The organism is Corynebacterium sp. LaCa78, from assembly GCF_046717505.1.
Classification (GTDB): domain Bacteria; phylum Actinomycetota; class Actinomycetes; order Mycobacteriales; family Mycobacteriaceae; genus Corynebacterium.
Window position 1 is genome coordinate 1,781,910 of record NZ_CP177112.1, and the last position, 22,456, is coordinate 1,804,365.

General features: G+C 54.7%; 27 protein-coding genes and 1 tRNA gene. 16 read left to right on the forward strand and 12 right to left on the reverse strand.

What is annotated here, in order from left to right; genetic code table 11:
• Positions 1 to 207: 207 nt before the first annotated feature.
• From ACLI1O_RS08540 to ACLI1O_RS08550, 3 genes are all read right to left on the reverse strand, one after another.
• Complete coding sequence (locus ACLI1O_RS08540) at positions 208 to 591, reverse strand: hypothetical protein (protein WP_239269770.1); 384 nt, start codon at positions 589 to 591, stop codon at positions 208 to 210.
• A 61-nt stretch (positions 592 to 652) separates the two neighbouring features.
• A complete protein-coding gene (locus tag ACLI1O_RS08545) occupies positions 653 to 1,822 on the reverse strand; it encodes an aminotransferase class I/II-fold pyridoxal phosphate-dependent enzyme (RefSeq protein WP_239269771.1) in 1,170 nt (389 codons plus the stop codon).
• Positions 1,819 to 2,535 (reverse strand): 6-carboxyhexanoate--CoA ligase, encoded by a 717-nt coding sequence (locus ACLI1O_RS08550; RefSeq protein ID WP_239269772.1) that lies wholly within the window; start codon positions 2,533 to 2,535, stop codon positions 1,819 to 1,821. Before ACLI1O_RS08550 ends, ACLI1O_RS08545 begins: the two co-directional genes overlap by 4 nt.
• A 254-nt stretch (positions 2,536 to 2,789) precedes the next feature.
• Here ACLI1O_RS08550 and ACLI1O_RS08555 point away from each other — a divergent pair.
• The 11 genes from ACLI1O_RS08555 (at position 2,790) to ACLI1O_RS08605 (ending at position 11,347) form a co-directional block, all read left to right on the forward strand.
• A tRNA-Asn gene (locus tag ACLI1O_RS08555) sits at positions 2,790 to 2,862 on the forward strand.
• A gap of 325 nt (positions 2,863 to 3,187) precedes the next feature.
• The gene (locus ACLI1O_RS08560; protein ID WP_411706810.1) at positions 3,188 to 3,652 is read left to right on the forward strand and encodes a hypothetical protein; all 465 of its coding nucleotides are present in this window, start codon (positions 3,188 to 3,190) and stop codon (positions 3,650 to 3,652) included.
• A 4-nt stretch (positions 3,653 to 3,656) separates the two neighbouring features.
• Positions 3,657 to 5,273: a hypothetical protein gene (locus ACLI1O_RS08565; RefSeq protein ID WP_239269774.1), complete on the forward strand. Its 1,617-nt coding sequence runs from the start codon at positions 3,657 to 3,659 to the stop codon at positions 5,271 to 5,273.
• A gap of 290 nt (positions 5,274 to 5,563) precedes the next feature.
• Positions 5,564 to 6,010, forward strand: coding sequence for a hypothetical protein (locus ACLI1O_RS08570; protein ID WP_411706811.1), 447 nt, complete (start codon positions 5,564 to 5,566; stop codon positions 6,008 to 6,010).
• Between the two features lie 45 nt (positions 6,011 to 6,055).
• Positions 6,056 to 6,745: a hypothetical protein gene (locus ACLI1O_RS08575; protein ID WP_411706812.1), complete on the forward strand. Its 690-nt coding sequence runs from the start codon at positions 6,056 to 6,058 to the stop codon at positions 6,743 to 6,745.
• Complete coding sequence (locus ACLI1O_RS08580) at positions 6,746 to 7,471, forward strand: hypothetical protein (protein WP_239269777.1); 726 nt, start codon at positions 6,746 to 6,748, stop codon at positions 7,469 to 7,471.
• Between the two features lie 92 nt (positions 7,472 to 7,563).
• Complete coding sequence (locus ACLI1O_RS08585) at positions 7,564 to 8,100, forward strand: hypothetical protein (RefSeq protein ID WP_239269778.1); 537 nt, start codon at positions 7,564 to 7,566, stop codon at positions 8,098 to 8,100.
• 30 nt (positions 8,101 to 8,130) lie between these two features.
• Positions 8,131 to 8,556 (forward strand): hypothetical protein, encoded by a 426-nt coding sequence (locus tag ACLI1O_RS08590; RefSeq protein WP_239269780.1) that lies wholly within the window; start codon positions 8,131 to 8,133, stop codon positions 8,554 to 8,556.
• Positions 8,557 to 8,558: 2 nt separating this feature from the next.
• Positions 8,559 to 9,617 carry a major capsid protein gene (locus ACLI1O_RS08595; RefSeq protein ID WP_239269781.1) on the forward strand — a complete coding sequence of 353 codons (1,059 nt, stop codon included), beginning with the start codon at positions 8,559 to 8,561 and terminating at the stop codon, positions 9,615 to 9,617.
• An 18-nt stretch (positions 9,618 to 9,635) separates the two neighbouring features.
• Positions 9,636 to 10,019 carry a phage head-tail connector protein gene (locus ACLI1O_RS08600; protein WP_411706813.1) on the forward strand — a complete coding sequence of 128 codons (384 nt, stop codon included), beginning with the start codon at positions 9,636 to 9,638 and terminating at the stop codon, positions 10,017 to 10,019.
• A 135-nt stretch (positions 10,020 to 10,154) separates the two neighbouring features.
• Positions 10,155 to 11,347 (forward strand): IS3 family transposase gene (locus ACLI1O_RS08605; protein WP_349819951.1). Its coding sequence is split into 2 segments (ribosomal slippage): positions 10,155 to 10,434 and positions 10,434 to 11,347, totalling 1,194 coding nucleotides; the frame shifts between segments, so codons are not numbered across the junction.
• A 494-nt stretch (positions 11,348 to 11,841) separates the two neighbouring features.
• Here ACLI1O_RS08605 and ACLI1O_RS08610 read toward each other — a convergent pair.
• From ACLI1O_RS08610 to ACLI1O_RS08630, 5 genes are all read right to left on the reverse strand, one after another.
• Complete coding sequence (locus ACLI1O_RS08610) at positions 11,842 to 12,327, reverse strand: single-stranded DNA-binding protein (protein ID WP_239270152.1); 486 nt, start codon at positions 12,325 to 12,327, stop codon at positions 11,842 to 11,844.
• The gene (locus tag ACLI1O_RS08615) at positions 12,327 to 13,133 is read right to left on the reverse strand and encodes a hypothetical protein (protein ID WP_239270151.1); all 807 of its coding nucleotides are present in this window, start codon (positions 13,131 to 13,133) and stop codon (positions 12,327 to 12,329) included. The genes ACLI1O_RS08610 and ACLI1O_RS08615 overlap by 1 nt, the downstream gene beginning before the upstream one ends.
• Positions 13,134 to 13,135: 2 nt before the next feature.
• Positions 13,136 to 13,342: a hypothetical protein gene (locus tag ACLI1O_RS08620; protein ID WP_411706814.1), complete on the reverse strand. Its 207-nt coding sequence runs from the start codon at positions 13,340 to 13,342 to the stop codon at positions 13,136 to 13,138.
• A gap of 172 nt (positions 13,343 to 13,514) precedes the next feature.
• Positions 13,515 to 14,426, reverse strand: coding sequence for a YqaJ viral recombinase family protein (locus ACLI1O_RS08625; protein ID WP_239270149.1), 912 nt, complete (start codon positions 14,424 to 14,426; stop codon positions 13,515 to 13,517).
• Positions 14,413 to 14,655 carry a hypothetical protein gene (locus tag ACLI1O_RS08630; RefSeq protein WP_239270148.1) on the reverse strand — a complete coding sequence of 81 codons (243 nt, stop codon included), beginning with the start codon at positions 14,653 to 14,655 and terminating at the stop codon, positions 14,413 to 14,415. The genes ACLI1O_RS08625 and ACLI1O_RS08630 overlap by 14 nt, the downstream gene beginning before the upstream one ends.
• A gap of 166 nt (positions 14,656 to 14,821) precedes the next feature.
• Here ACLI1O_RS08630 and ACLI1O_RS08635 point away from each other — a divergent pair.
• Positions 14,822 to 16,035, forward strand: a protein-coding gene (locus tag ACLI1O_RS08635) for an IS3 family transposase (RefSeq protein WP_232208497.1) whose coding sequence is annotated in 2 segments (ribosomal slippage) — positions 14,822 to 15,095 and positions 15,095 to 16,035 — 1,215 coding nt in all. Because the reading frame shifts where the segments join, the coding sequence is not laid out codon by codon here.
• Between the two features lie 419 nt (positions 16,036 to 16,454).
• Here ACLI1O_RS08635 and ACLI1O_RS08640 read toward each other — a convergent pair.
• Positions 16,455 to 16,631 carry an excisionase family DNA-binding protein gene (locus tag ACLI1O_RS08640; RefSeq protein WP_349819955.1) on the reverse strand — a complete coding sequence of 59 codons (177 nt, stop codon included), beginning with the start codon at positions 16,629 to 16,631 and terminating at the stop codon, positions 16,455 to 16,457.
• Between the two features lie 343 nt (positions 16,632 to 16,974).
• On the opposite strand from ACLI1O_RS08640, the gene ACLI1O_RS08645 reads away from it, so the two are divergent.
• Positions 16,975 to 17,469 carry a hypothetical protein gene (locus ACLI1O_RS08645; RefSeq protein WP_239270147.1) on the forward strand — a complete coding sequence of 165 codons (495 nt, stop codon included), beginning with the start codon at positions 16,975 to 16,977 and terminating at the stop codon, positions 17,467 to 17,469.
• Between the two features lie 83 nt (positions 17,470 to 17,552).
• Here ACLI1O_RS08645 and ACLI1O_RS08650 read toward each other — a convergent pair.
• Positions 17,553 to 18,766, reverse strand: a protein-coding gene (locus tag ACLI1O_RS08650; RefSeq protein ID WP_232208497.1) for an IS3 family transposase whose coding sequence is annotated in 2 segments (ribosomal slippage) — positions 17,553 to 18,493 and positions 18,493 to 18,766 — 1,215 coding nt in all. Because the reading frame shifts where the segments join, the coding sequence is not laid out codon by codon here.
• 470 nt (positions 18,767 to 19,236) lie between these two features.
• Here ACLI1O_RS08650 and ACLI1O_RS08655 point away from each other — a divergent pair.
• Both ACLI1O_RS08655 and ACLI1O_RS08660 read left to right on the forward strand, forming a co-directional pair.
• Positions 19,237 to 19,821, forward strand: a complete 585-nt coding sequence (locus ACLI1O_RS08655; RefSeq protein ID WP_239270146.1) for a hypothetical protein — start codon at positions 19,237 to 19,239, stop codon at positions 19,819 to 19,821.
• A gap of 28 nt (positions 19,822 to 19,849) precedes the next feature.
• Entirely contained in the window at positions 19,850 to 20,509 is a 660-nt protein-coding gene (locus ACLI1O_RS08660; protein WP_284772326.1) for a hypothetical protein, read from the forward strand.
• A gap of 140 nt (positions 20,510 to 20,649) precedes the next feature.
• On the opposite strand, the gene ACLI1O_RS08665 is transcribed toward ACLI1O_RS08660, so the two are convergent.
• The gene (locus tag ACLI1O_RS08665) at positions 20,650 to 21,414 is read right to left on the reverse strand and encodes a phage antirepressor N-terminal domain-containing protein (RefSeq protein WP_239275155.1); all 765 of its coding nucleotides are present in this window, start codon (positions 21,412 to 21,414) and stop codon (positions 20,650 to 20,652) included.
• 64 nt (positions 21,415 to 21,478) lie between these two features.
• The gene (locus ACLI1O_RS08670) at positions 21,479 to 21,748 is read right to left on the reverse strand and encodes an XRE family transcriptional regulator (protein WP_239275157.1); all 270 of its coding nucleotides are present in this window, start codon (positions 21,746 to 21,748) and stop codon (positions 21,479 to 21,481) included.
• A gap of 108 nt (positions 21,749 to 21,856) precedes the next feature.
• Here ACLI1O_RS08670 and ACLI1O_RS08675 point away from each other — a divergent pair, with 108 nt between their 5' ends.
• Positions 21,857 to 22,393, forward strand: a complete 537-nt coding sequence (locus ACLI1O_RS08675) for a hypothetical protein (RefSeq protein WP_239275159.1) — start codon at positions 21,857 to 21,859, stop codon at positions 22,391 to 22,393.
• The last annotated feature ends 63 nt before the right edge of the window (positions 22,394 to 22,456 follow it).

Below are 22,456 nucleotides of genomic sequence, written 5' to 3' on the forward strand. Positions count from 1 at the left end.
CTGGAGCCTACGCGGCTCCAGGCGACAACGTTCCGGTAACCGGCTCGTCGTACCACTTGTTTAACCGTTTAGGCTGACAGATTTCAACAGCAACATTCGTCGGATTTCCCCTAGTCGTGGTCCGGTGGCACAAAAATCGCTGCAGAAATCATCTGGCGCAGTGGTCGTTACTCGCAACGCCTTAATCCGCCATGCTCGCCTCACCTATCAAGGCATCGCAGTCCACTCTATGTCTTCGAAGCCCCAGTCGGAGAAATGCCAGGTGATGGTCTCGGTGGCATCGATAAGCGCGTGCTCCATTGTCTCTTCATCGTCGCCGGTAACGGAGAGCTCGAGCATCACTGAAGTATCTTCTTCGTCCAATAGCCCCACGTCCAAGGGGCCGCCATCATCGAGGCCGGACACAAAGCGCGCGGTCCAATTTTCGCCGCCAAAGAAACTGGAGTCCTCTTCTATAGCGTGCTTTTCCTCCAAGTCCCAGATAGCTTCAATAATGTCCCAGTTGCCGGTAATTGCAGCGGACAGCTCGGCGTCACGCCCGTACAGCACCAGCTCGTGGAGCCACGAATAGTCAATGATAAAGCTGCTCATAATGCCTGCCAGTGTATGCGACGAGAGCCTACTCTCTGAACGCACTCACCGAGCGTTTTGCTTATAAACCCAGCTGTTCAAGTTCTGTGCAGAGGGCATCGATTTGTGCGCGCGTATGGGTTGCCATGAGGGTAACGCGGAGTATCGCAGCGCCACGTGCAACAGTGGGCCACCGGATTGCCGGGACGATAAATCCATGGTCAAGCAGTGCAGCGCTAGCGTCCATTGCGGCGGCCTCATCGCCCACGTGCACGGGGATAATCGGCCCTTGCTGTGGCGTAGTCCCGCGTGTGCTGTGCCAATAAGCAATATTGCCTTGCAGTTGGCTAACCAGACTGGGATCAGACTCAATGAGCTTTAACGCCGCGAGCACGGCGGCCGATGTTGCTGGCGTGGGAGAGGTAGAAAATACGAAGGACCGGGCTTGTTGCCGCAATAGCTGGGCAACCGGCTTGCTCGTTGCCACGAGGCCGCCTTCGGCGCCAAGCGCCTTGCTAGCGGTAATAAGCTGAATATCGGGCTGGACGCCGAAATATTCTGGGAGGCCAAGGCCGCGGTTGCCGACGGTGCCAAACGAATGGGCATCATCGACCATAAGCCAAGCGCCGTGTTCGCGTGCCAGCCGCGATAGCTCAGGCAAGGGTGCAAGCACCCCGTCCATGGAAAAGAGGCCATCGGTAATAACCAAGGCATACTTGGTGGTCCTGGTGACCAAAGCGTTTTCTACAGCGCGGGTATCGCGGTGCGCCGTAACGACGAGGGAGGCGCCACTCGCCTTTGCGAGCCGGCAGCCATCGATGATACTGGCGTGGTTGCGCGCATCGGAAACAATGGTGAGCTCGGGCGAGGCCAACGCCTGCAACGTCGATAGATTGGCTTGGTACCCGGTGGCAAAGAATACCGAGTCTGGATACCCAGTCAGCTGGGCCGCAGCGGCTTCTACCGCAACGTGTAATTCAGACGTGCCGGTGGTCAAACGCGAGCCGCCTGAGCCTGCGCCGTAGTGATCAACGCTGTCCTTTACGGCGTTTTTAATCTCCGGATGCTCTGCCAGGCCCAGGTAATTCGACGAGCTAAAGAGCACCGCGTCTTTGGCCGTCTTCCCGGTGGCCGTCCGCAAGGAGCTTTCCGGGACTTGCCCACTTCCAAAGACCGAAGGGCTGCGCCATAGGCCGTCTTCTCTCCACTTATCCAGGCGCGCAGATGCGACTTGTTCTAGGCTCTCGTTCACTTTTCTGCCCCAAAATCCACGAGTACGGCGCGGCTTTCCAAATAATCAATCAACGCTTCGATATCGGCACCTGGTTTGATAATGAATGCCCGCGCCCCCTCATCCGACCCAGGCTCTTTAATGTGTGGAAGACGGTGGTACGTGCCATCTATGCAGACGTAACCGGTGGTATAGGCCGGATCATCAGACACACAGACTTCTGCTAGAACGTCAGGATGCGCGGCGACCTTGCTCGCCAGAACAATGGCTTCACGGGCCGCGTCCTTGCCTTTGAATTCCGCGTCTTGAGCGTTGTGCGCGTCCATGTGGCTCACACGGACGCCGCGCTGTGCGTCTGGCTCGCAGCGCGTGCCAGTATCGGCCGCAATGAGCATCGCACCGCGCATATTCCTAGCGGTAAACGTCTCTTCAATGACTACTTGGGAATGAGCGGTCATTGAGCGCAATAGTTCCTCGATGACGTCCCTAGCCTGCGAGGGCGATTGCACCGCTTCTTCTTTTACTCCTACGGAAGGGACGTGCAGAATATCGGACTCGGCCAAAGCCTCCACGGTGATGAAGGTATTTTCCGCCATTCCCTTCGGGTGCGCCAAAGCACGCTCGGATAGCGCCGCACAGACCGCCGGAACCTCGTGTTCCCTGACGATTCGCTCTGCTCCCGAAATGTGCTGGCCTGCGGAATCAGACCGCATTCGCACTGAGAAATAAGTCATAATCTGAGGGTACCGGACGTATTGAACGGTGTTCAGGAAAAGAGAAAATTGGCCAGCCTCGACCAGGCTCCAGGCGGCGCTTCCCACACAGGAATACACAGGCCCTACGCTTTCCGATGCTTCCCGTCTCACCCTACGTCCTACGCCCCTAAATTTTTCCGGCTAACCAGGCGATTTGTGTGAAAACGGCGTTAGCCTATATAGTTAATTCTCGTTGCACGGAGAACGGCACGTTCGAAGTACAACATGGATATTCCTCCATAGCTCAGTTGGCAGAGCATTCGACTGTTAATCGAAGGGTCACTGGTTCGAGCCCAGTTGGAGGAGCATTGTATCTACCCCCTTTTACCAGTAAAAATGCTGGTGGGAGGGGGTTTCTTAGTTTTTCGTTTCCAGTCGTTTCCAGTGGTTTCCAGCCGTTTCCAGTGGTTCTTGTCGTCAAAATGTCGTCAAAATGTCGTCACGTTTTCACCCCAAAATCTGCTGCTAAAACCACCCAAACCAGCACCTGCCCCAGGACATAAAAATGACTCCGAGCCGACGAAACATCGACCCGGAGCCATCTCCCCCGAACGGCAGCTGCCACCAAACATCATAGCACACTATACTAGAACTGGACAGCTAACAGCACACGAAAAATCTGGGGGAAGCAATGGCAGGACGCGGTCCCGCACCGAAGAATCCAAAATCACGTGCGAGAAGGAACCAACAAATCATCGAGCAACGCGAAATCGTTGTCACTTTCGTACCGCAGCCCAAACTCACCGATATCTACGGCCCCACCAACCCGGCCACAGACGAGGCCTGGACCAACCAGACCCTACGTTTTTGGGACACCCTCGCAGAATTCCCGCCGCTGAAAACCCAAGGCCTCCAAGAAACCCAGTGGCTCGATTTAGCACGCACCATGATTCTCGACGACGCCTACAATCGCGGAGACACGAAACTAGGACCAGAACGCCGCCTACAGCTCGCCCAATACGGCATCACGCCTGACAGTCTTGCTCGCCACCGCATCACCATGGCGACGGCAGACGAAGCTGAGGACAAGCGCCGCGCCTCTCGTGCCGCAGCCGACGTACGCGGCCGCTACCGCAGCCTGAAGGCGGTGGATTAAACCGATGGCATTCAAACCCCGAGAGCCCGGGGAATTCCCCTCACTCGGCTGGGAATGCCTCGCCTGGATTGAAGAAAACCTCGCCCAGCCAGACTGCGCCGAATACCAACCTCTAGTACTCACGCCTGAACAAGCTCGCTTTATTCTTCGCTACTACAAACTCGACCCTGAGACTGGGCAGCGTGTCTATACACGCGGCATTCTCTCCCGCCCCAAAGGCTGGGGTAAGTCACCAATCATGGGAGCTATTGGCGCCCTAGAAGCACTAGGACCAGTGTGCTTCGGCGGGTGGGACGCATCAGGGCAGCCTGTGGGGGTTCCATGGTCTGAATTCACCACACCGAAAGTACAGTTTGCCGCGGTCAACGAGGACCAATCCAAGAATGCCTATGGACCACTGCTAGAGATGCTGCGAGACGGCCCAGCTATGCGAAACTACGACATTGACCCAATGGAGACGTTTGTCGCTCTCCCCAAAGGCCGCATCGAATTCATTACCGCGGGAGCATTGTCAAAAGAAGGCGGCAGGCCTGTATGGTTTTCTGCCGACCAGACCGAAGCGTGGACCCAGAGCAACGGTGGCGTGAAGCTAGCTGCAGTGCTACGTCGCAACACAGGCAAGCTAGGCGGTCATTCTATCGAGACTCCTAACGCCTATAGACCAGGCAGTGGTTCGGTTGCTGAGGAAACGTTTAAGGCCCTCGAACTGCAAAAGCAGGGGCGACTTAAGCGAGAGACGATTCTGGTGGACCACCGTGAAGCGCCAGAGGATACGGACTTAGCTGACCATGATTCCCTTTACCACGGACTGGTTCATGCTTATGGCGATTCCGCTAGAGATAATGGTGGCTGGGTGGATATTGAGCGCATCATTACCGAGATTTGGGACCCGTCGACTGACCCTTCTGATGCGCGACAGTTCTACCTCAATCAGATTGTCTCTTCGTCCGATTCCTTCCTCTCCCACCTCGAGGTAGATGCCATTGAGGACAGGGATAAGGCTATCCAGCCAGGCGACAAGATTGTATTGGGCTTTGACGGCTCAAGAGGCCGTGTGCGTGGTAACGCGGATGCGACCGCGCTGATTGGCATGCGTGTGACAGATGGGCATTTGTTCGAGATTGCGGTGTGGCAGTCGAAGACGCCCCGCGACCCGGTCTGGGAACCGGACACACGCCAGGTTGATGCCGTCGTGCGTGACTGCTTTTCTCGTTACCGTGTCGTGGGCATGTACTGCGACCCGTCCGGCTGGACGGAGCATGTTTCCGCGTGGGAAGCGGAATTCGCCCCGAAGCTTAAGGTGCGGGCCACCTCGTCGCATCCGTTGATGGCGTGGCCGAGGGGCAAAAGTGCCGCGGTATACCAATCGCTAAGCGAGTTTAGGCAGGCAGTAGTCAACCGCGACATTACTTACGACGGCGGACCGTACCTGCGCGCACATCTTTTGAACGCGAAGCGCAGGGAGACACGTACTGGATATTTGCTTTATAAGTCGTCTCCAGAGTCTGCTGATAAAATTGACGCAGCGTATGCCGCAGTCATGGCCTATAAGTGCTACTTGGATGCTGTCTCGCACGGGGTGACGAAAAAGAAGAAAAAGAGGGGGTCGTTCATTTTATGATTCGGGGGCTAACGCAAAATGAAGAAGATATTCTAAGTGTATTAACAACTGAGGTCACAGGACACCGGCAGGGTAATAAGCAGCTGGCGTCATACTATGACGGGACGCATCGAGTGCAGCGCATTGGCGTTGCGGTGCCGAACTCATTGTCGGATATTGGGGTTGTTTCCGGATGGCCGGCAACTGTGGTAGATACCTACGGTGATTTGCTACGCATGGATGGGTTCATATCACCGGACTATGGCGAGGAGATGCGGCTAGTCACGCGTCGGTTTAATGTTCCGCTTCGAGTGTCTGAAGCCATTTTGGACATGCTGATTTTCGGCCTGGGCCTATTAGCTGTAGAGCCCGACCCGCACGGCGTATTCCGCTTGCGGTCAGTATCGCCTTTGTCTGGCTCACTATTGTGGGATGACGCCACCAACGGTCCAGTGGCCGGGTATCGCCGCTCGGGAGTTAATTCGGAGGGCGTGTACCGCGAGGTGCTCTACCTGCAGGGCGAGGTCATTGTCATTTCCAAAGACTCAACCGACGTGGGTACGGTGCGCTCAGTGGAGCGATTCGACGTTCCTGGCGGCGGATTCCCTATGTTCCGGCTGCGCAATCGCCTGCGCACATCGCACTGGTCGGGTCAGTCAGAAATCACCCCGGCCGTGCGGTATCTGACAGATGCAGCTGCCCGCACGTTAGAGAACATGGAGTATAACTCTGAGTTTTATGCCTCCCCACAGCGATGAGCTACCGGCGCCTCACCTGAGGATTTCGGCTACGACCCAGAGGGCATGACGGAGTTCGACCGCGTAGAGATGGGCTGGCGGACTTCTATCGGCAAGATGCTTGTCCTCAACGGCGATGAGGACGACCCCAAGCAGCCCAGCGTCGGACAATTCGCATCGTCTCCTCCTACCCCATTTATCGAGCAGGTACGCGCCTACTCTCAGTTGATTGCTTCTGAGTCAAAGATTCCGGCCCAGTATTTTGGTTTCATGACGGAAAATCCGCCCTCGGGTGACTCGATTCGCGTGTGGAAAGAGCAATTGATTCGCGCATCAGAGATTAAGACGGAGTTGATGAATCCAGACCTGTTGGAGCTGGCTCGCGTACTCGTGCAGCTTTCCGACTTCGACAATGACGTCGATGTTGAAAGCCTCGTCGACGGGCTCGAAGTGGATTGGCGCGACCCCGCCACCGCGTCCAAGGCCGCCGACGCCGACTGGGCGCTAAAGCTGCTTACTTCCGGTGTGCTCGCCCCCGATTCCGAGGTACTACTGAAAAACCTGCACTTTTCAGCCGCCGACCGGCTCCAAATCGAGCAGGAAAACCGCAGTAAACGCCTCTCCCAGTTGGCAAAGGTACTCCAAGCTTCGACACCACAAGACCAAGAAAATACCGAATCGTCACACCAAACCCCCGACCGGGTGGCACCGTCACCGCGTGAAAACGCCAGCGACGACGCCAAGGAGGCACGCTAGATGAACGCGGTAGACCCACAACGCCCTTGGGCTTCAATCACACCCGTCGTTGATTCCATAGCTCGCCAAGCCGTTACGGACCTCAATTCACGCGCCCTCATCATCCCGGACATCACCGCCGACCCCTACCGCCAGAAAGAACTTCTTCGGCAAATGGTGCGCGAAGCCATCGACTCCTACGGCACAGCCGTTTCTGATGCCACGATGGCGTGGCTAGAAGAACAAGAAGACTACATGGAGATGCGGCCGGTGGAATGGAAGCCACGCCGGGTGGATTCCGAGCAGGTTGAGGCTCGAATGGCGAAGGATTTCGCACCGTTATTCTTTGAAGAGCAAGGTTATAATCGCACGTTGAATTCGATGGGGTTCATCGTCGCTGATGAGTTGTATTCCAGGCAGCGTAAAAACACTGAGCATACGGCGTGGAAAGGCGGTGGGTCGTGGGCTCGTGTTGCTCATCCTGGGGCGTGTGCGTTTTGTACGTTGTTGGCGTCTCGAGGGTTTGATTATTCGTCTCAGTCGACTGCTGGTGGTGGGTATTCGGGGGCGCATTTTCATGACCATTGCCGGTGCCTTGTGATTTGCCGTAAGCGCGGCCATGTTGAGCTTCCAGAATCGACGATTAGAGCGCAAAAGATTTATAAGAAGGCTCAAGAAGAAGTTGATAGCACGGACCCCGATGTGTTGTTGCAGGCGATGCGTCAGGTGGGTGACCTTAGGAAATGAACAGGTGTGCTATTCTTTGGGGTGGTTACGGTTTGTATCCGGAAGGGATGAATGAGGCCGTAGTCCACAAACTGAACATTTAGGGGGACGCTGTGTCGCACGAGGACGCAAACGCTGACAATTCCGAAAAGGAAACCACCAGCGGGGATACTGCAACCAACGCCGCAAAGGCGGAAACCGAAACCGCATCAACTGACTACCGTAAAAAGTACGAGGACATGCGGGCCCACTCTCGCACGTGGGAAAACCGGGCAGAAAAATCGCTAGCAGACGTTGAGCAGCTTACCGCGGACAAAGAGAAACTCGAATCCACGATTAAAGACCTTCAGGCTGAGCTTTCGACGGCCCATAGTCAGGTTGAAGATGCTCAGCATAATCGGGATTTAATTATCCACATCGCGGGGCTCGGCGGCGACGTAGAGCAACTATTCGATTCGAAAAGCTTCTGCGCAGCCATTGATAAGCTCGACGCTGACGATGACGATTTTGAATCCACGCTTAAAGACCTCATCGGCAAGCACTCCCCCGCCGCCCCTGCATCGTCGCGGCTTACCTGGGAATCACCGAATCAGGGTATTTCTCGGGGTGAGGAGCTGTGGCAGAGGCGTAAGAAGCGCCAGGGGGCGTAGTCCGCATTCATCACATCATCGGGGGATATTATGCACTTTCGGCCAGAATTTGACCGTTACTCTCCCAGCGACCTGTCGTGGCTGGGCTCTCGCCACGCAGTAGACAACGCCGAAACCGGCACGCTGGGCGAAAAGACTACCCATATTCGCACGTCCGTCCTACCCTCTGGCACCGCCTTGCACCGCGAAGGCGACTACTGGGTGCCAGTCACGTCCAAGACTCAGTCCGTGGACGGGTTCCTGCTGACGGACCAGGACAATAACCCAGGCGAGGTTGTGCCGATTGTCTGGCACGGCCGTGTTCGCGTTGACCGCCTTCCGGATTCCAACAATCGCGTGAACATCGCAGAATGCGACCACGCAGAATTCACGTTCGTGCACGAACCGCACGGTTCTTTGTGGAATGAGGATGGCTCCACCAACTTCGATGCCATCGGCGACGTACGGGAGGATTAATCATGGGTTCGACGCAAATTTGGAACGAGGTCCTCTCACCTGAGGACCTGACTATCTACGCAAACCACTATCTAAACGACCTGCAGGCCGCCGGTGGCTCCCTGTCTGCTTACTTCCCAGACCAGCTAATTAACGACGTGTTCTTCAGCTGGATGACCGAGCAAGACACCGGACGCCTGGCTGAGGTGCGCTCTGCAGACGCTGAGACGCCGATTGGCTCCATGGGCGGCGGCCAGAAGGCCATGATGCAGATGCCTCTGATTGGTCAGAAGGTCCGCATCAACGAGATGGACCAGCTGCGCAGCTTCCACCAGGGTGATTCCCGCTTCCAGGAAGACGACATGACCAAGGCCACCGAGACGGTCGTCCGCGCAGTCGCCAACCGCGTCGAGGTAGCCCGCGGCGACGTCCTCACCACCGGCCGTGTCCGCTATTCGGAAAACGGCGCCATCGTCGACGCCGGCATTGGCCGCGATGAGGAATTCGAGGTCACCCCGAAGAAGCACTGGGATGACCAGGATTCCGGCGCCCTGGAAGACATCATCTCGTGGGCTATGGCCTACGAGGATGCCAACGGTACTAAGCCGGGTACGATTATTGCTTCGCCTAAGGTCATCCAGAAGCTGCAGACGAATAAGCAGTTCCGTGATGCGGCGAATACCACCGGCGAGCTGGCTCGTGTCTCCTCTGGCGCTATTAACGCTGTGCTGCAGGACCAGGGGCTTCCGGGGATTACGTCGTATTCTCGTTCGGTGCGTGATGGTAAGGCTGCGCGCCGGATTCTGGATGAGAATACGTTGTACTTCCTGCCGCCGGAGACTCAGTCTGGCCTGCTGGGCTATACGGTGTGGGGTCAGACGGTGGAGATGAATTCTCCGGAGTATAACCTGTCTGGTGCTGGTCAGATTGCGGTCGGTGCTTGGCGTGAGAACGACCCGATGGCGTATTGGGTGCGTGCTAACTGTGCTGTGCAGCCGATTCTGACGAATCCGAATATGGCCATGGTTGCTCACGTGGTGAAGCCTGGTCCGGCGAAGAAGGCTGGCCGTAGCGCTAAGTAGTCCTGTTGGGGGGTTCACGTGGACACATATTGCACGATTCTTGACGTTACTGACCGTTTGACTATTGAGCCGGATGAGGACGATAAGAGCCTTATTGTGGCGATGGTTGATGAGGCTACGGTCGCTATTGATGCTTATTTGGGTAAGCATTTTGATGAGTCAGTTCCGGCGGCGGTTCGTGTGGTGTGTGCCCGTGTGGCTGCCCGCGCTGTCTCTCGTGGTTTGTCGTCGGCTCCTGTGGGTGCTGAGTCTCAGTCGTTTACTGCTGGCCCGTTTTCGACGAGTCAGAGTTTCGGGTCGAATTCGAATGCTGGCGGTGTGTTCTTGACGGCTGAGGATAAGCGTATGTTGCGCTCGGTTGGGGGTGGTCGGCGTGGCGCGTTCACGGTCTCACTCTACTAAGTCGGGGTACCCACTCCCCTACGATGTGCGGGTTCGTCGGCGTGAGGATTCGGGTGAGGATTCGGACCTGACCCCTTTTTGGTGGACACCTGATATCCAGCCCAGTCGGGCTGGGAAGAAAGGTAATCTACCACCATGTCCAGGTACTCCGAACAGTTCAAACGCGATGCTGTGGCCCTCTATGAGAACAATGAGGACCTCTCGCTCAACGCAGCATCAGCAGAGCTCGGTATCAACCGTGCCTCGCTGCATTCTTGGGTCAAGAAGTACGGCACCGGAAAGCGTGCGCGCATTAAAGCTGTGCATGATAAAGCCCAAACGGCGAATAATTCCGAACGGATCCGCCAACTAGAAAAAGAGGTCTCTAAGCTACGCGAAGAACGCGATATCCTGCGCAAGGCCGCGAAATATTTTGCCGAAGAGACTCACTGGTGATCCGCTTCCAGTTTGTCTATGACCACCGAACCGAGTATTCGGTCAAGCGGATGTGTCACGTGTTAAAGCTGAATCGTTCCTCGTTTTATAAATGGGTGCAAACCCGCGAAAAGCGCAGGTTAAAAATGTATTCCGATGCCGCTATTGGTGCAAAAATCAAGACCACTTTTGATGATGAGCACGGGCTTTATGGTGCTAAACGCATCGCTGCAAGCCTTAAAGCCGATACGGACTTCGGCCCGATAAATCACAAGAAGGTCGCCCGCATCATGAAAGCCATGGGACTTAAAGGCTTTACCAAGCGCCGCCGATGTGTCACTACCAGGCGCAAGCCTGGCCACCGTGTCATGCCGGACTTAGTAGGCCGTAAATTCACAGCTGATAGACCAAACCACGTCTATGTTGGCGACATTACGTACCTGCCGTGTAAGGGTGGCAAGAACATGTACCTTGCCACGGTCATCGACGTCTACTCTCGCAAACTTGTCGGTCATGCACTCGCGGATCACATGCGGGTATCGCTGGTTATCGAGGCTTTGTCTCATGCCAGAAAGGTCCGCGGAAGCCTTAAAGGGGCAACTTTCCATTCTGATCATGGCAGTGTGTACACCTCACAGGCGTTTGGGGACCACTGCGCCCAGCTTGATGTGCGTCAATCCATGGGAGCAGTGGGAACGAGTGCTGATAACGCCTTAGCAGAATCCTTTAACGCCACCTTAAAGCGTGAAGTACTGCGTGATAGGAAACTCTTTGAAAGTCCAATCAGCTGCCGCCAGGAAATCTTCCGGTGGTGCATGCGCTACAACACGCGCAGGCGGCACTCCTGGTGCAGCCTTCTAGCCCCCGATGACTTCGAAGCGCTTAATTCAGCTACACTGACCCAAGCAGCATAACTAACCCCCGACGTGTCCACTTTCTGGGGGCCAGGCCCACCGTCTACAAATCCCAAGGCTGTACGCCTCCAGAATGATATGTGGAATCGAATCAGAACGATAAGAGAAGCTGGACAAATTAGAATTTGGCCTTAAGATGCACGAAAGCCGCCGTCAAAGAATGACAGCGGCTCAAGGCGATGTGGTGTTGTATACCCATACAATCACTACATGGAACATGATATAAGCATCTCAGCTAGATAGCAATAATTTAACCCCTGTGGACTATGGAGGTCCTGACTGGCGGGGTTAAGTGGTTGGGTCTACAAGGACGATTGATGTCGCGTTGAGGGCAAATCGTCCGTCTCTAGTGGCGCCATGCACCACATCGCCGACACGAGCAGCAAAAGTGACACGGTCAGCAATCTTCTCCGGGTCAAACGCGGCCGGGAAAAGAACTACTCTCCTGCCCTTGTACTGGGGAAGGTCGGCGGCTTGAATCTTGACGTAGCCCATCAAAATGGTGGTGCCTGGTCTTGCTGCCCTGCTTGCGCCGGCGGCTGAGACCACGCCCCACTAGCCGCGGTTTGCCCCTGCTGGACGGCAGTATCCCACGATTGCTGCGCCTGGCTCGGCTGCTGCTGCGGCGCGGCAGGAAGCTGGTAAAAACGCATAGCACTGAACTCAACCTTGCTGCGCTTTTCACCATCCTTCGTCTCCCACGAACGCGTCACAAGCTTGCCAGTCACCGCAACCTGGTCGCCCTTTTTCAAATCAGCAGCCATTTGCGCCCACGGCGTAGGATTCTGCTTATTGCCTTGCTCGTTCCAGATGGTGACGTCCAGGTACATGCTGCGAGTCTTAACCCACTGATTCTGACTCTCGTCATAACGATTATCCGAATTCGCCAACGTGAAATTCGCAACCGCAGCGCCCTGCGGCGTGTATCGTAACTCCGCATCCCGCGGCAAGCCTCCGGTGAGAGTGATGACATCAATCATTAATTCTTCTCCCCCTGCAGCTCATTCCAACGCCGGCGCCCAAGGTCAATGACCTCTTCGGGAACATCACCGTCATTGCGGATTTCCTGCATGAAACTCGTGACCTCATCAGCAGTAGTGAGCTCAGCCAAAGCCTGCTTGACGTCCTCCACAAACTGGTCCGACTGCCCATCTTGCTGCGACTCCCTCACCGCCGGCACAGGAGCAGCCAACGCCTGCGCAGCAACATCCTGACGAGAGGCGCTCATATTCACCGGTTCCAACTCCAGGTCCTCTGCAGCGTACTTAATGCCCAGAAGAACGTTAGGGGCAAGGCGGCGAGACACTTCCGAAGCAGCCTTAGCGTACAACATGGCCTGCGGGTCAGTCTGATATTTCTTATTAGAGGTATAGTTAGCCTTCTTAGCGCGGTCGATAGTCCACGTGGAAGACTCCTGCTCCCCGCTCGGCGCCACGCCACGCACCGTTACAGACTCATCACTGGACTCCACGGTCTCGAACTTATAGCCCTTGCCCTTAAGCAAAGCCACCATAGTTCGAGCGTAAATAGCTGGCTGCCCATGAATGACGAATACTTGCTGCAGTGCCTGCTGAGGCTTCAATCCAAGCTCAGCACCATAGAGGATGGCGGCGGCGCCATCATCAGGCTTACCGCGAAAAGTCTGCGGCACCATCTGGGTATTGCACAACACCGTCGCCAGCTTATGCGCGGCATCCATAGCCTCAGCTTGGCGCATGAGACCGCTGAGCCCATTATCGCTGAGCTCAGGCATAGAAGCGTTGACAGTATCAAGTTGATTATTCACTGTTAGATGTTCCTTTCGTCGTCGAATCGGTCGAGGGTGATTTCTGTGAGTGTGAGGGCGGTTTCCTCATCATGGCCGCGGACGGTGAAGTACTCTGTGAGGTAATGCGCCTGGTCTGCAAAAGCAGTCAACGCCGCATAGTTTTCCTCCATCGAAGTGCGTGCGACCTCGAGTCGACGCCGCGGCATATCACTCGGAATAGGATTCATAGGTTCGCTCGCTCTCTGTCTATCTGCTGCTCAATCTGGAGGCATAAATCCCGCAATTCTGGTGAAAGGTCACTGTGGTCCCTCACCCAATCCATGACCTCTATTTCGAGGCGGGCATACGCAATTTTGCGGGCCTGCCTACTGGGATATTCAGGCTCATACATCAGTCGCATCACTCTTTTACCCTCGTAAGTATCAGCCGCGTCGCACCACGACGCTTCTTCGTCGCATACTCGCGGTACAAGTCAGGATGAGTCTTCTTAAACTTGGTCGAATCGAACGCCATACTGTCAGCAGCTGTAGAAACACTGACTTTAAAGCCACCATGCTGACCGGCGTAGTCTCGCCCAACCTTGGCCAAAATCTCTGTGCGATATTGTTCCTTCAACTCCGCCCAGGATTTAGCTTTAGCGTCCGCATCCGCATACTGAGCAACCAAGTCCTCGAGCTCGTCCACATCGTCCAAACTGGATAGTTCAACCATCCACTCCGGAGTCTGCCCATCAAGCCACGCAAACCACTCGGCAGCGGTCTGGCGCATGGTCTCTACCGTTTCGGGGTCGTATTCAATCACTCGAGTCTCGCACTCGAATGGGGTGAACTGGCCGTCTTCCTCCCGGTAGTACTCAACGAGCAGGACACACGCTTCAGCACCTGCGTGCCACATGTTCGCCTGCACCTGCAGGTAATACTGGTCAGGGCACCAATCATGGAACATTCCGCCCGTAAACTCGTGATTCGCGGTCTTAATCTCACCAATCACTGCCCCGTCCTCACTGAACAAATCCGGGGTGCCACACAAGCGCTCATCAGCCTCGTTGATGATGATGGTCTGAGGGTCCTCGTTGTAGTTCAAGCGGCTATCAATATCCGCAAACAGCGGGGCCAACTTCAGTTCACGGGCCTTCCCCCACTCCGTATACTGATTACCACCCCAACGCTCCCCCGATTCCTTCTGCCTACGTAACTCTTGCCAATTCCTAGCGGTATGAATCAGGTGCAGCGATGCCAACTCCGTCGACGTTAAATGCTGGCGTCGATACTTAAACCACTCATCATCATCCTTCGTCTTAAAAAGCTTCATTTCTTCCTCCTTCTCCTACGCCAAAGCACACGCCGCGCCACAGGCGCATGCCACGAACAAAACCGAAAACCAACGCCCAAACCATCAATCTCCCCACCTGGGACATGACAGCCCTCAAATAAACAAGGGCCGGGCAAATCAAACACCCGACCCAAAAAATTCCAAGCATCATACTCAGACAAAAAAGAAATAAGACGCCCATCAAACTCCACCCAAAACCGACCACCATGCTCAACAGGCTCAATCCCCTCCGAACCATGGCCTACATCCATACAGGCGGCACCGAAATAACCCAATGGAAAACAAACCCAGCAACACCACCCAACGCCCCAGTCTGAGGTTACCCTCGTTTAGTGGACACCCTATTAGTACGGATCTTGTGTCCGTAGGAGAGGATGTTCATTGTGAGTTCGTCAAGGAAGAAGTACACCCCGGAGTACCGGCAGGAGGCCGCCAGACTGGTCATTGAGTCTGGGCGCCCAATCGCTCATGTGGCTAAGGAAATTAGCGTATCAGCCACAATTTTAGGCAGGTGGGTCAAACTTGAGCGGGAACGCCAAGGCTCGGTAGATGGCCGCAGTGATGCCGATATACGAGCCGAAAACGCTCGCCTGCGTCGTGAGTTAGCTGAGGCCAAGATGGATAATGAGTTCTTGTCAAAAGCCACCGCCTTCTTCGCTGCGAAGCAACGCGATCGGAAAAATTTGAGCTAATGCAGCAGGAGAAGGCGAACTACAGCATCAAACGAATGAGCAGGTTATTAGAGGTTTCTCGTTCTGGCTACTATAAATGGCAAAAGGCTCAAGCAGTACGGCTTCGTGGTGAAAATCAGCGTCAGAGATTCCTCGACCAGTTAGACAGGAAAATTCATGACATCTGGGAAGATTCTGACGAAGTCTACGGTGCCCCACGGATTACTGCAGAACTCGCCGAGGGTGGGGTCTATGTGAATCGCAAAACCGTGGCCAAACGCATGCGGATGATGGGTATTGAAGGCATCTCACCCAGGGCGTTTGTTCCCGTAACGACGATTCAATCCAAGCGGAAGTCAACGCTTCCAGACCTAGTGAAACGCCTATTTGATCAAGGGCAGCTTAATCGAGTGTGGATGTCGGATATTACCTATCTACGCACGAATGAGGGCTGGCTGTACCTATGCGTTATCCGCGATGGACACTCCCGCCGAGTCCTAGGCTGGTCCATGGATAGTGTGCAGGATTCTTACCTAGTTGAACGTGCACTGCGCATGGCTTACACCCTGCGTGGTGAAGTACCCGACGGCGTGGTCTTCCACGCCGATCGTGGTACCCAGTTCACCAGCGAACAGCTGTGGCAGGTCTGTCAAGAACTAGGGATTGCACAATCGGTCGGCCGTACTGGTGTCTGCTTTGACAATGCGATGGCCGAGTCGTTCTGGTCGACATTGAAGACCGAATTTTACGATCGGAAGGAATGGCGAACCCGCAACGAAGCCCGGAAGGCGGTGGCTCGCTGGATTGAGATTGTCTACAACCGGCGCCGTCGCCACTCGTCCATCGGGATGGTAAGCCCCGTCGATTTCGAAGCCCAGCTCGCTGATCAAAATGGTAATAAGAAGGCCGCTGCTTAACCCCTAAGCAGCTTAACTACGTGTCCACGATTTGCGGGCAACCCTAAGTCGCCCAACACAACCGAAAACGCTTAGCAGCCGCATCCTTCCAATAATGCAACTCACGCAACTCCCGCGTACCCCGCGCCGGCACCTTACTTGTGTTCCGGGTGCACATTACGAACCCTCCTGTCATACGACTCAACCAACGAAGCAATCACATGCGCCTGCTGCGCACTATCCTTAATCTGACGACGAATCTTCTCCGGAACACGCGCATACCGATACAAAGCGATATACCGGCCCTCAATATCCTTCAAAGTCCGAACCGCATGGTCATGACTAATCTCAAACACTACGGTCTTACCTCCACATCATCGTGAAAACATTGAACTGACGACGCCGACGCCGCCCACAACAAAAAATCTGCCTCAAAAACCTCACAAAGCATCTCCTCTCAAAAACTCATCGCACCACTCAGGTTTCAACCGATAACGCCGACCAACCTTCACCGAACGAAGCTCCCCACGCTGCAAATGCACATACAACGTCTCCGGATGCACGCTCATATAGTCAGCCGCCTCTTTAGCAGTCAGCCACGATGTGCTAGTATTCATATCGTCCTTTCAGAGGTGAGAAGATTGAAGAGGGAAAGCCCGGATAAACACCGCCAGGCTTTCCCTCTTTTCACGTAAAAATAAAGGAGCTGCAGGACAGCAGAGCGCAGCAGCGGCAAGTGCTCAACCACCAAAAGCCTGGGATGCTGCCCTTAAGACGGTCAGTGTCCAACCCGCCGTTGACAACCCCTAGTGCGCAGCCAGGGAGTTGCACCCTGGTAGCTTTTGAAAATCACACAATCACTAACCCACCGGTAGTAGGTAAAAATGAAAGCGAAACATGTACTACTCTGCGCTCAACAACGCCTCCAAAACCGTCGGAGACGCTCGATAGAATAAAAGAATGACCGCTTTCGAAATCACCTCCACAGTCATCGCCGTAATCTCCGCCATAATCGCAATCTGGCAGGCAACAGAAGCAACCAAATCACGCAAATCAGCAGAGGCTGCACAAGCCGAAGCCGCAGAAAGCTCCGACCGAGCCGCCCGCAGCGCCGAAAAGGCCGCAGAAGAACAACGAAAAATCGCCGAAGCACAAGCAACAATCTCCGCATACACGCAGAAACTCGCCGCAGCAAACCGACGAAACGTCACCCTGCGCCACGAGAGCAAACAGCTCTACGTCATCGCCAACGAAACCGGCGAAACCATCACCAACGTCAGCATCAACGCAACCAGAGACGACCAAGCAGCCCACATGCACGCCGAACCCGCCACCACGCTCCACCACGGCGACTCCCTCGAAGCGCTCCTCGGCTACCGCGGGCAATACATCCTATGCTGGACAGACAGCGACGGAGAAGAACAACAAAAGACAACAACCGCTAATGCCGATTGATGTAGCTGACATAAATAGCGCACCCCACAGAAACCAATAGGGTTGCCCGCAAATCGTGGACACGTAGTTAAGCTGCTTAGGGGTTAAGCAGCGGCCTTCTTATTACCATTTTGATCAGCGAGCTGGGCTTCGAAATCGACGGGGCTTACCATCCCGATGGACGAGTGGCGACGGCGCCGGTTGTAGACAATCTCAATCCAGCGAGCCACCGCCTTCCGGGCTTCGTTGCGGGTTCGCCATTCCTTCCGATCGTAAAATTCGGTCTTCAATGTCGACCAGAACGACTCGGCCATCGCATTGTCAAAGCAGACACCAGTACGGCCGACCGATTGTGCAATCCCTAGTTCTTGACAGACCTGCCACAGCTGTTCGCTGGTGAACTGGGTACCACGATCGGCGTGGAAGACCACGCCGTCGGGTACTTCACCACGCAGGGTGTAAGCCATGCGCAGTGCACGTTCAACTAGGTAAGAATCCTGCACACTATCCATGGACCAGCCTAGGACTCGGCGGGAGTGTCCATCGCGGATAACGCATAGGTACAGCCAGCCCTCATTCGTGCGTAGATAGGTAATATCCGACATCCACACTCGATTAAGCTGCCCTTGATCAAATAGGCGTTTCACTAGGTCTGGAAGCGTTGACTTCCGCTTGGATTGAATCGTCGTTACGGGAACAAACGCCCTGGGTGAGATGCCTTCAATACCCATCATCCGCATGCGTTTGGCCACGGTTTTGCGATTCACATAGACCCCACCCTCGGCGAGTTCTGCAGTAATCCGTGGGGCACCGTAGACTTCGTCAGAATCTTCCCAGATGTCATGAATTTTCCTGTCTAACTGGTCGAGGAATCTCTGACGCTGATTTTCACCACGAAGCCGTACTGCTTGAGCCTTTTGCCATTTATAGTAGCCAGAACGAGAAACCTCTAATAACCTGCTCATTCGTTTGATGCTGTAGTTCGCCTTCTCCTGCTGCATTAGCTCAAATTTTTCCGATCGCGTTGCTTCGCAGCGAAGAAGGCGGTGGCTTTTGACAAGAACTCATTATCCATCTTGGCCTCAGCTAACTCACGACGCAGGCGAGCGTTTTCGGCTCGTATATCGGCATCACTGCGGCCATCTACCGAGCCTTGGCGTTCCCGCTCAAGTTTGACCCACCTGCCTAAAATTGTGGCTGATACGCTAATTTCCTTAGCCACATGAGCGATTGGGCGCCCAGACTCAATGACCAGTCTGGCGGCCTCCTGCCGGTACTCCGGGGTGTACTTCTTCCTTGACGAACTCACAATGAACATCCTCTCCTACGGACACAAGATCCGTACTAATAGGGTGTCCACTAAACGAGGGTAACCTCACCAAGGCGCACACCGAAATAACAATCGGAGCAACCATACCGAAACACCTCCCCTCTACACTCAACTATCCGCCTCACACACTGTGAGGCCAGTGCCGCGCCCGGGACTCGCACCCGGGGAGTAACTAATTCACGGCCTGGTGTTTTACGTCCTTGGTGGTTCCCTCCCGCTTACGGCGGGGTTCCTGCCTGTCGGCTTGGCCAATGCTTCACGGACATGTCAACGTGGTTCTTGGCCCGGTATCTTCTATCAGGACAATTCACTAATTCAGTTCTCTGTACAGCGTTTCGACCCAACCAATACCCCTTGGGGTTATTGTCACTGTGTCGAAATTTTGGGACATGACTGCCCCCAGTGCCCGCGGGGAGGCTCGCACTCCCCCGCCTGCTAAGTCGGGCTAAAATACACACATGGCAATAACCGCACTCATAAGCGCAATAACCGGACTTGCCGCACTACTACTAGGAATCAAACAATTCCAACACGCCCGCCAATACGACGGCGCACACCAAATAGCAATGGGCTTCAGCAACTACGGAACCCCCACCGTCACCTCAGGAATGAAAGAACCCATTGACGAAATCGAAATACAACTCCACTACCAGGGCTTCCAACCCCTCCACGGAGTAAAGATGTCCCTCCTCTGGGACAATGGCGAACACTGGGACCTCTACCCCGAGCCCCATCTTCAGCCTGGAGAAAAATTCGGCCCGAAGGTTCTAAAAATACCGTGTAGCGACCTGGATAAAGTACACCTACATGTCGCATGGCAGACTCCACATCCTGCCATTCTGAAAAACAAGATTCGGTATCAAGCACTCCGGATGAACCTGGCTCAAGAGGCTCAACAATGGCGATGGCGTCCATTCGAACACCTCCATCGGCGCCGGCACTCGCCACTCGGAAAGTGGAAGGCAATTCATAATCCCCCAACCGACCAACAGAACTTCCCCGGCTGGCCCCACGGCCCCGCAGCCAAGACCATAGACTGGTAAACATCAACAACACTCCTTTAAACGAAACATGAACCTCGACACCCTACTGACAAGCATCAGCGCCACCACCGGCATCATCAGCATGCTTATCGCAATATTCGCCAAACTCGACTCGAAAAACGCCAACAACATTGCGCAAAGAAGCCACAAGCGAGCCGCGGAATCCATCACCCTCGCCCAACAATCGAACAGCATCGCCATAGATGCCCGCGAGCTCGCAAAGGAAGCGAACACGATTAGCCGCAGGGCCGAAAAGCGAGACACTGAACTCAACTACGTCAGCTGGAACTACCACTGGAAAAACACGACGACCTGCAACATCATCAACACTGGACAAGATAAAGCCCTCAACACCCACATCACCGTCACCGTAAATGGGGAAAGCATGTCTCACCCCAGGACTGACATCAAACCAGGCCACGGAATCAACATCACGCTTCCGAAACTTCTCAACCAAGTCCGCAACCACGCTGAAGAATTCCGAACCGAACAAAGGAACTTCGAAACCAGAAGACAAGCCCACAACACCAAAAGCACCACCCTCAACACCCCCTTCCTTGAGGTCAACCCCATCTACATCCCCCTCACCTTCGATGTCACAGTCACCATCCAATGGCACACCCCACTCGGTACACAACACGAGAGAGTCTTCCAAGACCCCAGCCACACGTTCAGTCTCATCGACTGACAAATCCCACAACTCCCGAGACATCAACAACACCTTTTCCTAAACCGAATAAACCCGGAATAAACCTGAATAATCTGATACACTCGACACCGTCGAATATGTCCGACAAGCCCCGCCCACACGCGGGGCTTTCCTCACACCTAGGCGTAGTACTCATCCCACACTTGCTGCATGAGTGGCCGGTCGGCTTCGGTATAGCCATTGACTTGGCGAACCTGACCATTAGGCAAGGTAAGGTCGTACTTTTCTGGTTCGCGTCCCTTTTCCAGCGTGTACAGTGCTTTCATGCGCTTGCCGAACATCGGGGCTACGGACTTCATCTTCTTGCTAGAGAGGTTCTTCGACTTCAAAAAATCCGCCGTATACAGTGGCCGCGTCTCCGGATCCAACTCCGGCACCTCACCCAAACCACGCGCCAAAACAATCCGCGCCTTCGCCTCCAAATGGTCAGGATGAATCAAACCCTTAGCCGCCTGACACAACTCCATCCGCATCTGCGACTCACGCACCAAAGCATTCAACTGGTGCTCCTCGGCGCGAGGATTAATAGCACCACCCTTATGGAAGTAAGCGTCCAAGGCGTTAGCAGCTTCAAGCTGATAGGCCTCAAGCGTTGGGCGGGCCGCTTCGGAGACGCGGTTAGTGTCGATGGTGGCCAGCCACATCGTGAGAGTACGACGATCAACCATGCTCATTTGGCGCTGTTTGCCGTCCGCGCCAACCGTGGTCATGATGATCATGGTTGCCCAGTTCTTGTCCTTGAGCTTTCGGTGCTGTGGTTCCCAGTTGATTCCGAGGGCGTCGCAAACATGGTTTGCTGCTGCCCATTCAGTGCCATCGTGCTGCACAGCCATGATGGGGTTAGAAGTTCCGGGAACCGGGATAGTCACCAGTTCGTTATCCATTGTGTTACTCTCCTAAATAGGTTTCTTTGCTTTTTGGCTCGGTGCTCCAGCACCGGGCCATTTCTTATGCGGCTAGTTCTTCTGGGTCGTGTTTGACGAGGATGCGGTCTGGTGCCGCTCCTAGTTCTGCTAGTGCGTTGAGCACTTGTGGAGTTGGGCGGCGGTTCTTGATTGCACTGTTCCACGTGTTTCGCGATAGGCCCGTGCGGTTTGCTAGGTCTACTGCGGTTGATAGGTGGTTAATACGCTTTACCCGGTCCAACTCGTCAAGACTGATAAGAAACATTGTCTTTTCTTTCTCCTGTTTATCGGGTGTGACAACATAGTATGTCATTCTTGACCAGATTGACAAGGTTGCAATTCACACGGGGGAACCCATTTTGTCTTTCCCCAGCTACACCCCCACTTGCCGACAAGATTTTTATGCACTAGGGTTTAAGTCATGACAACCCCAGCAGACGTAAAAGACGTATTCGCCAGCCTCGCCGGACACCGCGTCACCGCCCAAGACATGGCAGATATTCTCGAAACCTCACGAAATACCGTGAACCTTCGATTGAAAAATGGATTGGTAGCGGAGGACATAATCGCCATATCCCGTGGGTTAAACATCAATCCCGTCGAAGCTCTAGTAGAACTGGGGAATCTGACCCGCGATGAAGTCTTTGATTTCTTGGACGGCGGCGCCAAACTCCTATCGCTAGCCAGCATTGAAGAACTCGTCTATCGCCTGGCCGAAGACACCCTAAGCAACGCCGACAAGATAGAACTAGGCGGTGCAGCACGTGCCCTGCTCGAACGCGATGACCTGGCTGCTCGTCGTGCGGGTGCCCCCGTGTCCGACGCGGATGGTTCAATGCCAGATGATGATGACGGCATTGTCCGCGAATTTGACTACTCCCCCGACGAATACGCCGCAGACTCATCAATAAACGAACAAGAAGAACGCGAAAAACGAGGTGAAGATTTGATTGACTAACACATAGTTAGCGAAAAACGCCGGAGTCAGCTACAATCAGTAAACACAGTGGCGGCATTGAAA

Excerpts from the sequence above, each read along its gene's own strand:
- ACLI1O_RS08630 (WP_239270148.1), bottom strand. The coding sequence starts at position 14,655 with ATGGTGGTCGGTTTTGGGTGGAGTTTGATGGGCGTCTTATTTCTTTTT.
- ACLI1O_RS08640 (WP_349819955.1), bottom strand. The coding sequence starts at position 16,631 with ATGAATACTAGCACATCGTGGCTGACTGCTAAAGAGGCGGCTGACTAT.
- ACLI1O_RS08565 (WP_239269774.1), top strand. The coding sequence starts at position 3,657 with ATGGCATTCAAACCCCGAGAGCCCGGGGAATTCCCCTCACTCGGCTGG.
- ACLI1O_RS08550 (WP_239269772.1), bottom strand. The coding sequence starts at position 2,535 with ATGACTTATTTCTCAGTGCGAATGCGGTCTGATTCCGCAGGCCAGCAC.
- ACLI1O_RS08575 (WP_411706812.1), top strand. The coding sequence starts at position 6,056 with ATGACGGAGTTCGACCGCGTAGAGATGGGCTGGCGGACTTCTATCGGC.
- ACLI1O_RS08670 (WP_239275157.1), bottom strand. The coding sequence starts at position 21,748 with ATGACATACTATGTTGTCACACCCGATAAACAGGAGAAAGAAAAGACA.
- ACLI1O_RS08560 (WP_411706810.1), top strand. The coding sequence starts at position 3,188 with ATGGCAGGACGCGGTCCCGCACCGAAGAATCCAAAATCACGTGCGAGA.
- ACLI1O_RS08675 (WP_239275159.1), top strand. The coding sequence starts at position 21,857 with ATGACAACCCCAGCAGACGTAAAAGACGTATTCGCCAGCCTCGCCGGA.
- ACLI1O_RS08625 (WP_239270149.1), bottom strand. The coding sequence starts at position 14,426 with ATGAAGCTTTTTAAGACGAAGGATGATGATGAGTGGTTTAAGTATCGA.
- ACLI1O_RS08665 (WP_239275155.1), bottom strand. The coding sequence starts at position 21,414 with ATGGATAACGAACTGGTGACTATCCCGGTTCCCGGAACTTCTAACCCC.
- ACLI1O_RS08645 (WP_239270147.1), top strand. The coding sequence starts at position 16,975 with ATGACCGCTTTCGAAATCACCTCCACAGTCATCGCCGTAATCTCCGCC.
- ACLI1O_RS08610 (WP_239270152.1), bottom strand. The coding sequence starts at position 12,327 with ATGATTGATGTCATCACTCTCACCGGAGGCTTGCCGCGGGATGCGGAG.
- ACLI1O_RS08540 (WP_239269770.1), bottom strand. The coding sequence starts at position 591 with ATGAGCAGCTTTATCATTGACTATTCGTGGCTCCACGAGCTGGTGCTG.
- ACLI1O_RS08590 (WP_239269780.1), top strand. The coding sequence starts at position 8,131 with ATGCACTTTCGGCCAGAATTTGACCGTTACTCTCCCAGCGACCTGTCG.
- ACLI1O_RS08660 (WP_284772326.1), top strand. The coding sequence starts at position 19,850 with ATGAACCTCGACACCCTACTGACAAGCATCAGCGCCACCACCGGCATC.
- ACLI1O_RS08580 (WP_239269777.1), top strand. The coding sequence starts at position 6,746 with ATGAACGCGGTAGACCCACAACGCCCTTGGGCTTCAATCACACCCGTC.
- ACLI1O_RS08595 (WP_239269781.1), top strand. The coding sequence starts at position 8,559 with ATGGGTTCGACGCAAATTTGGAACGAGGTCCTCTCACCTGAGGACCTG.
- ACLI1O_RS08620 (WP_411706814.1), bottom strand. The coding sequence starts at position 13,342 with ATGAATCCTATTCCGAGTGATATGCCGCGGCGTCGACTCGAGGTCGCA.
- ACLI1O_RS08655 (WP_239270146.1), top strand. The coding sequence starts at position 19,237 with ATGGCAATAACCGCACTCATAAGCGCAATAACCGGACTTGCCGCACTA.